At 73.2% G+C, this 10,640-nt stretch carries 8 protein-coding genes; 4 read left to right on the top strand and 4 right to left on the bottom strand.

Translation table 11 applies throughout. The features are described 5' to 3' along the window. Nucleotides 1-16 precede the first annotated feature (16 nt). Together ACWDD7_RS07725 and ACWDD7_RS07720 are read left to right on the top strand one after the other, a co-directional pair. Nucleotides 17-1,165, top strand: coding sequence for a uroporphyrinogen-III synthase (locus ACWDD7_RS07725; protein ID WP_450456715.1), 1,149 nt, complete (start codon nucleotides 17-19; stop codon nucleotides 1,163-1,165). A 71-nt stretch (nucleotides 1,166-1,236) separates the two neighbouring features. After that, nucleotides 1,237-1,950 (top strand): sirohydrochlorin chelatase, encoded by a 714-nt coding sequence (locus tag ACWDD7_RS07720; protein ID WP_351877318.1) that lies wholly within the window; start codon nucleotides 1,237-1,239, stop codon nucleotides 1,948-1,950. Between the two features lie 66 nt (nucleotides 1,951-2,016). On the opposite strand, the gene ACWDD7_RS07715 is transcribed toward ACWDD7_RS07720, so the two are convergent. Beyond that, entirely contained in the window at nucleotides 2,017-3,483 is a 1,467-nt protein-coding gene (locus tag ACWDD7_RS07715) for an amino acid permease (RefSeq protein ID WP_351877319.1), read from the bottom strand. Between the two features lie 314 nt (nucleotides 3,484-3,797). Between ACWDD7_RS07715 and ACWDD7_RS07710 the strand changes: the two genes are divergently transcribed. Then, nucleotides 3,798-4,517: a MerR family transcriptional regulator gene (locus ACWDD7_RS07710; protein ID WP_392212067.1), complete on the top strand. Its 720-nt coding sequence runs from the start codon at nucleotides 3,798-3,800 to the stop codon at nucleotides 4,515-4,517. On the opposite strand, the gene ACWDD7_RS07705 is transcribed toward ACWDD7_RS07710, so the two are convergent. The 3 genes from ACWDD7_RS07705 to ACWDD7_RS07695 form a co-directional block, all read right to left on the bottom strand. Next, nucleotides 4,503-6,704, bottom strand: a complete 2,202-nt coding sequence (locus tag ACWDD7_RS07705) for a 3-hydroxyacyl-CoA dehydrogenase NAD-binding domain-containing protein (protein WP_450456714.1) — start codon at nucleotides 6,702-6,704, stop codon at nucleotides 4,503-4,505. The two genes, ACWDD7_RS07710 and ACWDD7_RS07705, sit on opposite strands and share 15 nt — an antisense overlap. A gap of 41 nt (nucleotides 6,705-6,745) precedes the next feature. Next, a complete protein-coding gene (locus ACWDD7_RS07700) occupies nucleotides 6,746-7,960 on the bottom strand; it encodes an acetyl-CoA C-acetyltransferase (protein ID WP_351877584.1) in 1,215 nt (404 codons plus the stop codon). A 63-nt stretch (nucleotides 7,961-8,023) separates the two neighbouring features. Beyond that, the gene (locus ACWDD7_RS07695) at nucleotides 8,024-9,178 is read right to left on the bottom strand and encodes a CaiB/BaiF CoA transferase family protein (RefSeq protein ID WP_351877586.1); all 1,155 of its coding nucleotides are present in this window, start codon (nucleotides 9,176-9,178) and stop codon (nucleotides 8,024-8,026) included. Nucleotides 9,179-9,396: 218 nt separating this feature from the next. On the opposite strand from ACWDD7_RS07695, the gene ACWDD7_RS07690 reads away from it, so the two are divergent. Then, nucleotides 9,397-10,566 carry a saccharopine dehydrogenase family protein gene (locus tag ACWDD7_RS07690; RefSeq protein ID WP_450456713.1) on the top strand — a complete coding sequence of 390 codons (1,170 nt, stop codon included), beginning with the start codon at nucleotides 9,397-9,399 and terminating at the stop codon, nucleotides 10,564-10,566. The last annotated feature ends 74 nt before the right edge of the window (nucleotides 10,567-10,640 follow it).

Below are 10,640 nucleotides of genomic sequence, written 5' to 3'. Positions count from 1 at the left end.
ACGGACTTTGATGGGCATGGCAACGGGCACCGAGACAGGCACCACGGCCGCGCGGCGGACCGAACCGCTGACCGGATTCACGGTCGGTGTGACCGCCACGCGTCGCCGCGAGGAGCTGACGGCGCTGCTGGAACGGCGCGGCGCCCGGGTGGTCGAGGCGCCCACGATGCGCATCGTCCCGCTCGGCGACGACACCGCGCTGCGCAGAGCGACCGAACGGTGCCTCGCCGGGCCGCTCGACTACGTCGTCGCCACCACCGGCGTCGGCTGGCGCGGCTGGATGAGCGCCGCCGACGGCTGGGGCACCGGCGGGCGGCTCGCCGCGGCCTGCCGTGCGGCGGTGGTGCTCACCCGGGGTCCCAAGGCCACCGGCGCGGTGCGGGCGAGCGGCCTGGACGAGGCGTTCTCGCCGCGTTCCGAGGCCAACGACGAACTGCTCACCTGGCTGCTGGCCCGTCCGCTCCAGGGGCGCAGGATCGCCGTGCAGGAGCACGGGGTGCCGCTGGACGGCTTCGCCGCCGCGCTGCGCGAACGCGGCGCCGAGGTGATCGAGGTGCCGGTCTACCGCTGGGGCCCGCCGGACGACCCGGAGGCGGTGCGCCGGCTGGTCGAGCTGACCGTCAGGCGCGAGCTGCACGCCCTCGCGTTCACCAGCGCGCAGGCGATCGAGGCCCTGCTGGCCAGCGCGGACGGCTTCGACCGGCGCGCCGAGGTGCTCGCCGCCCTGCGCGGTGACGTGCTCGCGGTGTGCGTGGGGCCGGTGTGCGCCCGGCCGCTGCGCGACCTCGGCATCGAGCCGGTCTGGCCGGAGCGCGGCAGGCTCGGCGCGCTGGTGCGCACGCTCGCCGAGGTACTGCCGGCCAGGATGCGCCGGGAACTGGTGTACGAGGGACGGCGGGTGGTGCTCCAGGGCAGCGCGGTGCTCGCCGACGACGTCCAGGTCACGCTGCCGCCGGTGCTCGCCGCGGTGCTGCGGGCGCTGTCCGACCGGCCGGGCCATGTGCTCAGCCGCGCCGAACTGCTGCGCCGCGTCTGGCTGGCGGACCGCGCCGACGAGCACGCCGTGGAAGCCGCGGTCGCCCGCCTGCGCGCGGCCCTCGGCCCCCACTCCGGCCTGATCCGCACCGTGCCCAAACGGGGTTACCGACTGGCGGTGGCGGTGTGAGCGCGATGGCTCCCGCCACCACCCGCCCGAGCGACACGCCGACGGACGACGAAGCGAACGGAGGGAACGCGGTGAGCGACAGCCCGGTCCTCGTCGCCGTGGGCCACGGCAGCAGGGGCCCGCACCACGAACGGACGATCGGCCGGCTCCTCGACGGCGTACGCCGGTTGCGGCCGGGGCTGCGCGTGGAGACGGGGTGGCTCGACCTGGTGCGGCCGCCGCTCGCGGAGGTGCTGGCGGGCCTCGACGCCCCCGCGGTCCTGGTGCCGCTGCTGCTCGGCGCCGGTTACCACGTGCGCGTCGACATCCCCGCCGTGGTCGCCGCCGCGCCGGGCACGAGGGCCCGGGTGGCCCGCGCCCTCGGCCCGCACCCGCTGCTCGCCGACGCCCTGTGCGACCGGCTGGCGGAAGCGGGCTGGACCCCGGGCGGCGCGGTCGTCCTGGCCGCGGCCGGGTCGACGGACCCGGGCGCCAACGCGGACACCGCGCGGATGGCCCGGCTGCTGGCCCGGCGGCTCGGCGACCCCGTGGTGCCGTCGTACCTGTGCGCCGGCGCGCCCACTCCGGCCGAGGCGGTGGCCGAACTGCGGCGGCGCGGGCACGACCGGGTCGCGGTGGCCCGGTACCTGATGGCTCCCGGCTTCTTCGGCGGCCGGGCCGCCGCGGCGGGCGCCTGTGTCACCGCGCCACCGCTCGGCGCGCACGAGTCGGTCGCCCGGCTGGTGCTGCGCCGCTACGACGACGCGGTGCGCGAGGCCGCGGCGACCGCGCCGCCGGCCGGGTGATCCGCCCAGCGGTGAGGGCCGCGCCCCTGGACAGGACACGGCCCTCTCCTCGGTCTCCGGTGACGGCTAGTCCGTCAGCCTGGACAGCTCCCGGTCGGTGCCGGCGTTCACCCGGCGGCGGACGCCGAACCAGCCGGCGACGAGCATGACGGCGATCACCGGGATGAGCAGCAGGGTCTTGCGGCCGACCGCGTGGTCGTCCCACATCATGCCGAGGCAGACCAGCAGGAAGACGATCGTGGCGATCTCGGTGACCGGGGAGAACTTCAGCTGGAAGTGCGGCCGGGCCACCAGGCCCGCGCGGGCACGGCGGACGAAGACCATGTGGCAGACCATGATGATCACCCAGGTGCTGATGATGCCGAGCGAGGCGACGTTCAGCACGATCTCGAAGGCCTGGCTGGGCACCAGGTAGTTCAGGCCGACGCCGAGGACGCAGATGCCGCAGGTCAGCAGGATGCCGCCGTAGGGCACCTGGCTGCGGCTCATGACGCGGGTGAACCTGGGCGCGGAGCCCGCCATGGCCATGGAGCGCAGGATGCGGCCGGTGGAGTACAGGCCGGAGTTCAGCGAGGACATGGCGGCGGTGAGGACCACGAGGTTCATCACGTCGCCGGCCGCGGGAACGCCGATCTTGGACAGGACCGTCACGAACGGGCTCTGGTCGGCGGAGTACACCGAGCCGGGCAGCAGCAGGGCGAGAAGGACGACCGAGCCGACGTAGAACAGGCCCACGCGCCACATGATCGAGTTCACCGCGCGCGGCACGACCTTCTCCGGCTGCTCGGTCTCACCGGCGGCGACGCCGACGAGTTCGAGGGCGGCGTACGCGAAGATCACGCCCTGCATCACGAGGACGACCGGCATCATGCCGTGCGGGAAGACGCCGCCGTGGTCGCTGATGAGGCTCATGCCGGGCGTGTAGCCGTCGACGTGGTGCTGGGTGGCCAGCAGGAAGATGCCGATGAACATGAAGCCCACGAGGGTGGCGACCTTGATGATCGCGAACCAGAACTCCATCTCGCCGAAGATCTTCACCGAGATCAGGTTCACGGTGAGCACCACCGCGAGCGCGATCAGCGCCAGCACCCACTGCGGGATCGGCGTGAAGAAGCTCCAGTAGTGCGTGTACAGCGCGATCGCCGTGATGTCGGCGATGCCGGTGGTCGACCAGTTCAGGAAGTACATCCAGCCGGCGACGTAGGCGCCCTTCTCGCCGAGGAACTCACGCGCGTACGACACGAAGGACCCGGAGGAGGGCCGGTACAGGACCAGCTCGCCCAGGGCGCGCACGACGAAGAAGGCGAAGACGCCGCAGACCAGGTAGGCCAGGGCGAGCGCGGGTCCCGCGTTGTGCAGGCGCCCTCCGGCGCCGAGGAACAGGCCGGTGCCGATGGCCCCGCCGATGGCGATCATGTTGACGTGGCGGGCCTTGAGGTCCTTGCTGTAGCCGGCGTCGCCCGCGTCGGCGGGCGTGCGTGCCGCCTGCTCGGTTGCGACGGCCTGTGCCGATTCCACGGCGTCCTTGCTCACGGGTGGTACCACTTCCTGGTGCGCCCGGGCCTCGTGAGCCCGGGGGTCGTGCAGGGCTTGGCCCGCACCACCCCGGTGAGTCGCGGTACAGACCAAGCAAGCAGCTTCCCAGACGGTTCCACCCCTACGCGGTGGCCTAGGTCACAGAGCGTTACTTCTCACACGATCCGCCCAGTGTCCACATGATGTTCACCACGCTGCGTACACGACGGCCGGGAGCACCCCGGGGCGAGGGGCGGGACAGCGGGCGGGCGGGCCGCGCGACGGCGGCAGACGGGTTTCACAGTAGTGGTGTGACAGCGATACTGCTGCACATGACGACCGATGCCGGGGAGATGAGCCTCACCGTCGACGAGCTGGCCGCGCGGGCGGGGGTGACGGTGCGGACCGTGCGGTTCTACGGGAGCAAGGGGCTGCTGCCGCCGCCGGTGATCGGGCCGCGGCGGGTGGGGCGGTACGGGGCGACGCACGTGGCGCGGTTGGCGTTGATCGAGGAGTTGCAGCGGCAGGGGATGACGCTGGCGGCGATCGAGCGGTACCTGCGGCAGCTGCCGTCCGATCTGTCCGCCTACGACCTGGCCATCCACCGGGCCGTGGTCGCCTCCTGGGCGCCGGACGCGGTGGAGACGGTCTCGCGCGCCGAACTGGAGCGGCGGGCGGGGCGGGAGCTGGCCGACGAGGAGCTGGCGCGGCTGAAGGCGTCGGGAGTCCTGGTCGCCGACGAGGACGAAGAGGACGGCTTCCGGGTCGACTCGGGGCTGCTGCGGCTCGGGCTCGAACTGCTCGACGTGCCGTTGTCGCGGGGCACGATCCTCGCGGCGCGCGAGGTGCTCATGGAGCACTCGCGCGCCGCGGCCCGTGAGCTGGCCCGGCTCTTCCGCGGCGAGGTGGCCGAGCGGGACACCCGCGATGTGCGGGACCTGTCGGCACACGTCCACCCGCTGGTGGTGCAGGCGCTGCTGACCACGTTCCAGCGCTCGCTGCGGGAAGAGCTGAGCGAACTGCTCGGCGGGGAAGGGTCAGGACGCGGCTGAGTCCGTGAAGGTCTCGCCCTTCTCCACCTTCTCCACCAGCAGCGCGGGCGGCTGGAACCGCTCGCCGTAGGTCTCGGCGAGTTCCCGGGCGCGGGCCACGAAGCCGGGCAGCCCGGTACCGGTCCCGGCGCCGCCGTCGTACCCGTTGATGTACTGGAGTACGCCGCCGGTCCAGGCCGGGAAGCCGATGCCCAGGATGGAGCCGATGTTGGCGTCGGCCACCGAGGTCAGCACGCCCTCCTCCACCAGGCGCACGGTGTCGAGCGCCTCGGAGAAGAGCATCCGCTCCTGCATGTCCTTGAACGGGATCTCGTACCCGGCCTTGGTGAAGTGCTCGCGCAGGCCCGGCCACAGTCCGGCGCGCTTGCCGTCCTCGGCGTAGTCGTAGAACCCGGCGCCGCCGCTGCGGCCGGGACGGCCGAACTCGTCCACCATGCGGTCGATGACGGCCTCGGCCGGGTGCGCGGTCCAGGTGCCGCCCGCCTCCTCGACGGCCCGCTTCGTCTCGTTCCGGATCTTGCGCGGCAGGGTGAGGGTCAGCTCGTCCATCAGGGACAGGACCTTGGCCGGGTAGCCGGCCTGGGCGGCGGCCTGCTCCACGGAGGCGGGCTCGATGCCCTCGCCGACCATGGCGACGCCCTCGTTGATGAAGTGGCCGATCACCCGGGAGGTGAAGAAGCCGCGCGAGTCGTTGACGACGATCGGGGTCTTGCTGATCTGCCGGACCAGGTCGAAGGCGCGGGCGAGGGCCTCGTCGCCGGTGCGCTCGCCCTTGATGATCTCGACCAGCGGCATCTTGTCGACCGGCGAGAAGAAGTGCAGACCGACGAAGTCGGCCTGGCGCTGCACGCCCTCGGCGAGGGTGGTGATGGGCAGCGTGGAGGTGTTGGAGCACAGCAGCGCGTCGGGCGCGACCACGGACTCGATCTCCTGGAACACCTTGTGCTTGAGCGCGGTGTCCTCGAAGACGGCCTCGATCACCGCGTCGCAGCCGGCCACGTCCGCGGCGTCCCCGGTGGGCGTGATCCGGGCGAGCAGCGCGTCCGCCTTCTCCTGAGTGGTACGGCCCCGGGAGACGGCCTTGGCGCACAGCTTCTCGGAGTAGCCCTTGCCCTTGAGCGCGGCCTCCAGGGAGACGTCCTTGAGGACGACCTCGATGCCGGCGCGGGCGCACGAGTAGGCGATGCCCGCGCCCATCATGCCGGCGCCGAGCACGGCCACCTTGCGGACCTGGCGGGACTCGATGCCCTTGGGCCGGTTGGCGCCGGAGTTGACCGCCTGGAGGTCGAAGAAGAACGCCTGGATCATGTTCTTCGCGGTCTGCCCGGTGACCAGCTCGGTGAAGTAGCGGGTCTCGATGGTGCTCGCGGTCGCGAAGTCGACCTGGGAGCCCTCGACCGCCGCGGCCATGATGTTGCGCGGCGCCGGGTAGGGCGCGCCGCCCGTCTGCTTGCGCAGGTTGGCCGGGAAGGCCGGCAGGTTGGCGGCGAACTTCGGGTTGGCCGGGGTGCCGCCCGGGATCCGGTAGCCGGGCACGTCCCAGGGCTGCTGGGACTCGGGGTGGGCGTCGATGAAGGCGCGGGCCTTGGCCAGCATCTCCTCCGGCGTCTCGGCCACCTCGTGCACCAGGCCGTTCTCCAGGGCACGCCGCGGGTTGTACTGGGTGCCCTGGAGCAGCACCTTGAGCAGCGCGTCGGTGATGCCCATCAGACGCACGGTGCGGGTGACGCCGCCGCCCGCCGGCAGCAGGCCGAGGGTGACCTCGGGCAGGCCGATCTTGGAGCCGGGGGCGTCCAGGGCGATGCGGTGGTGGGAGGCGAGCGCGATCTCGTAACCGCCGCCCAGGGCCGCGCCGTTGATGGCCGCGACGACCGGCTTGCCGAGGGTCTCGATGCGGCGCAGCGCGTCCTTGATGGCGGTCGCCGTGTCGAAGACGGCCTGGGCGTCCTCGGGGCCGGCCTGGATCATCTCCTTGAGGTCGCCGCCCGCGAAGAAGGTCTTCTTGGCGGAGGTGTAGATGATGCCCCGGATGGAGTCCTTCTCGGCCACGGCGCGGTCCGCGATGGCCTCGATGGAGGCCTTGAAGGCCTGGTTCATCGTGTTCGCGGACTGGTTGGGGTCGTCCAGGACCAGCGTGACGACACCCGTGTCGTCCTGTTCCCAGCGGATGGTGGTGCTCTCGGTCATGACAGTCGTCTCCGTTGAAGTCGCTTGTTTCCGCGGGGAGTTCAGATGCGCTCGATGATGGTGGCGATACCCATGCCGCCGCCCACGCACAGGGTGACGAGGCCGTAGCGCTTGTCCTGGCGCTCCAGTTCGTCGATGAGGGTGCCGAGGATCATGCCGCCGGTCGCGCCGAGCGGGTGGCCGAGGGCGATGGCGCCGCCGTTGACGTTGACCTTGTCCAGCGACAGGCCCATCTCCTGCACGAAGCGCAGCACGACGGCGGCGAACGCCTCGTTGATCTCGACCAGGTCGATGTCGTCGATGGTCAGGCCGGCCTTGGCGAGGGCCTTGCGGGTGGCGGGCGCGGGGCCGGTGAGCATGATGGTGGGCTCGGAGCCGGAGACGGCGGCGGAGACGATCCGCGCGCGCGGGGTGAGGCCGTAGCGCTCGCCGACCTCCTTGGAGCCGATCGCGACGAGCGAGGCGCCGTCCACGATGCCGGAGGAGTTGCCCGCGTGGTGGACGTGGTCGATCTTCTCCACCCAGTGGTACTTCTGCAGCGCCACGGCGTCGAAACCGCCGAGTTCGCCGATGTCCGCGAAGGACGGCTTGAGCTTGGCGAGGGTGTCGGCGGTGGTGCCGGGGCGCGGGTGCTCGTCACGGTCCAGGACGACCAGGCCGGCGCGGTCCTTGACCGGGACGACCGAGCGGGCGAAACGCCCCTCCTTCCAGGCGTTGACGGCACGCTCCTGCGACAGGGCCGCGAACTCGTCCACGTCCCGGCGGGTGAAGCCGCCGATGGTGGCGATCAGGTCGGCGCCGATGCCCTGGGGCACGAAGTTGACGGCGAGGTTGGTCATCGGGTCGTTGAACCAGGCGCCGCCGTCCGAGGCCATCGGGACCCGGGACATCGACTCCACGCCGCCCGCGAGGACCAGGTCCTCCCAGCCGGAACGGACCTTGGACGCGGCCAGGTTGACGGCCTCCAGGCCCGAGGCACAGAAGCGGTTCTCCTGCACGCCCGCGACGGTGTCCGGCAGGCCGGCGGCGATGGCGGCGATGCGGGCGATGTCGGAGCCCTGGTCGCCGACGGGGCCGACGACGCCGAGCACGATGTCGTCGATGGCGGCCGGGTCGAGGTTCGGGAAGCGGTCGCGGATCTCGTGGATGAGGCCGACGACCAGGTCGATGGGCTTCGTGCCGTGCAGGGCGCCGTTCGCCTTGCCGCGGCCGCGCGGGGTGCGGATCGCGTCGTACACGTACGCTTCGGTGCTCACTGGGATGCCTTTCGGGAGGGTCGGCCGAGCGGTTCGGTTGCGCGGCGGATGGGTCGGTTGGGCTCAGTCGGCGGCCGGGGTCGGCCGGTCGCCGTCGAGGAGCGCGGGTATGTCCCAGTCCCGGGCCACGGCCTCGGTGTCGGCGCCGGGCAGGGCGGGTCCGGTGCGCACGGCGGTGGGGGTGGCGGAGAAGCGGGGCGCGGGGGCGGGCTGGGTGATGCCGGAGTGGTCGGTGAAGGTGCCGCGGGCGGCCAGGTGCGGGTGGCGCGGGGCCTCGCGCAGCGACAGGACGGGGGCCACACAGGCGTCGGAGTCCGCGAACAGGGCGGTCCACTCCTCGCGGGTGCGGTCCCGGAAGCGGTCGGTGATCCGGGCGCGCAGTTCCGGCCAGCGGGTGAGGTCGGCGCGGGCGTCCAGGAGGTCGTCCAGGCCGAGCAGGCGCAGGAACTGGGCCGAGAACCGCTCCTCCAGGGCGCCGACCGCCATGTATCCGCCGTCGGCGGTCTCGTAGGTGCCGTAGTAGGGGCAGCCGCCGTCCAGCAGGTTGGCGGCGCGCCGGTCCTGCCAGGCGCCGGCGGACAGCATGCCGTGGATCATCGCGGACAGGTGGGCGGTGCCGTCCACGATGGCGGCGTCCACGACCTGGCCGGTGCCGGTGGCGCGCGCGTGGTGCAGGGCGGCGAGGACGCCCACGACCAGGTAGAGCGAGCCGCCCGCGTAGTCGCCGAGGAGGTTGGCGGGGACGGCCGGGGGTTCGCCGGGGCGGCCGATCATGCCGAGGGCGCCGGTGAGCGCGATGTACGACACGTCGTGGCCCGCGCGCGCGGCGAGGGGGCCTTCCTGGCCCCAGCCGGTCATCCGGCCGTAGACCAGGCGGGGGTTGCGGGCGTGGCAGTCGGCGGGTCCGACGCCGAGACGCTCGGCGACGCCCGGCCGGTACCCCTCCAGGATGATGTCGGCGCGCGCGGCGAGGTCCCGCACGCGGGCGGCGCCGTCCGGGGACTTGAGGTCGACGACGATCGAACGCTTGTTGCGGTTGGTGATGTCGTGGGCGGGGTCGATGCCGAGGCCGGGGCCGCCGGGGCGGTCCACCCGGACCACGTCGGCGCCGAGGTCGGCGAGCAGCATGGCGGCGAACGGGCCGGGCCCGATGCCGGCCAGCTCCACCACGCGCACGCCGCCGAGCGGTCCCCGCTCTGCTGGTGCCGCCGTGCTCATCCCGTCCCCCAAGCGTGTGACACAACTGATGTAACACCGGTGATGCTATGAACGCGTTCCATCCGGCACAAGACCTGAACGAGCAAGCGCTTAGCCAAGTGCCCATCCGGCCGAAAATCACCCGGTCGCGTGGGCGGGCACTCCTCACGCTAGCCTCGGCCACCGACAGCGGCGCGGGCTGCGCCCCCCGGGGGTGTCATGAGCAGGCGAGGTGGGTCATGAGCAGGCTGGACCGTCCCTACGACGTGGTGCTCTGCGGAGCGACGGGCTTCGTCGGCACCCTGACCGCGGAGTACCTGGCGGCGCACGCGCCGGAGGGACTGCGCTGGGCGATCGCCGGGCGCGACGAGACGAAGCTGCGTCGACTGCGCGAGCGGCTGCCCGGGGGCGCGGACATCGGCGTCCTGCGCGCCGACGCGTCCGAACCGGCCGGGCTGCGCGAGCTCGCCGGGCAGGCGCGGGTGGTGGCCACGACCGTGGGGCCGTACCTCCGCCACGGCGAGGAACTCGTCGCCGCCTGCGCGGACGCCGGGACGGACTACCTGGACCTCACCGGTGAGCCGGAGTTCGTGGACCTGATGTACGTGCGGCACGACGCCCGCGCCCGGGAGACCGGCGCGCGCCTGGTGCACGCGTGCGGGTTCGACTCCGTGCCGCACGACCTCGGCGTGTACTTCACGGTCCGGCAGCTGCCACGGGACGTGCCGCTGCGGGTGGACGGCTATGTGACGGCCGACGCGTCCCTCTCCGGCGGCACGCTGGCCTCGGCACTCGACCAGTTCGCCCGGGGGCGGCAGATGCTGGCCGCCGCACGCGACCGGGCCCGGCACGAGCCGCGGCTGCACGGGCGGCGGGTGAGCGCGCCGGCGGGCGTGCCGCGGTTCGCCCGGGAGGTCGGCGCGTGGGCGGTGCCGCTGCCCACCATCGACCCGCAGATCGTGAGCCGCTCGGCGCGGGCCCTGGAGCGGTACGGTCCCGACTTCCGCTACCGGCACTTCGCCGCGGTCCGGCATCTGCCGGTCGCCCTCGGCGGGGTGGCCGCGGTCGGCGCGACGGTGGCCGCCGCCCAGCTGCCGCCCGCCCGCCGCTGGCTGTCCGACCGGCTCCGGCCGGGCGAGGGACCCGGCGCGGAGAAGCGGGCCAGGAGCTGGTTCACGGTCCGCTTCGTCGGCGAGGGCGGCGGCCGCCGCGTGTACACCGAGGTCGCGGGCGGCGATCCCGGCTACGGCGAGACCGCCAAGATGTTCGCCGAGGCCGCCCTCTGCCTCGCCTTCGACGACCTCCCCCCGACCGCCGGCCAGGTGACGACGGCCCAGGCGATGGGGGACGCGCTGACGGAACGGCTGCGGGCGGCGGGGATCACGTTCCGGGTGGCGGCGCGGCGGTAGTACCCGGAACGCGCCGGCGCGGGACCGGGCCGCCGAGCCGGGCCGCCTCCGCTGCGCTCCTCGGGCGGCGGGTC

The sequence above is a fragment of the Streptomyces sp. NPDC001056 genome (assembly GCF_053598955.1).
Note: the sequence above shows the minus strand (reverse complement) of the source record. Positions and strands in the feature narration are given on the sequence as shown.

Bases quoted from the DNA above. Each gene is read 5' to 3' on its own strand.
- ACWDD7_RS07725 (WP_450456715.1), top strand. From the start codon at position 17: ATGGCAACGGGCACCGAGACAGGCACCACGGCCGCGCGGCGGACCGAA.
- ACWDD7_RS07710 (WP_392212067.1), top strand. From the start codon at position 3,798: ATGACGACCGATGCCGGGGAGATGAGCCTCACCGTCGACGAGCTGGCC.
- ACWDD7_RS07705 (WP_450456714.1), bottom strand. From the start codon at position 6,704: ATGACCGAGAGCACCACCATCCGCTGGGAACAGGACGACACGGGTGTC.
- ACWDD7_RS07695 (WP_351877586.1), bottom strand. From the start codon at position 9,178: ATGAGCACGGCGGCACCAGCAGAGCGGGGACCGCTCGGCGGCGTGCGC.
- ACWDD7_RS07690 (WP_450456713.1), top strand. From the start codon at position 9,397: ATGAGCAGGCTGGACCGTCCCTACGACGTGGTGCTCTGCGGAGCGACG.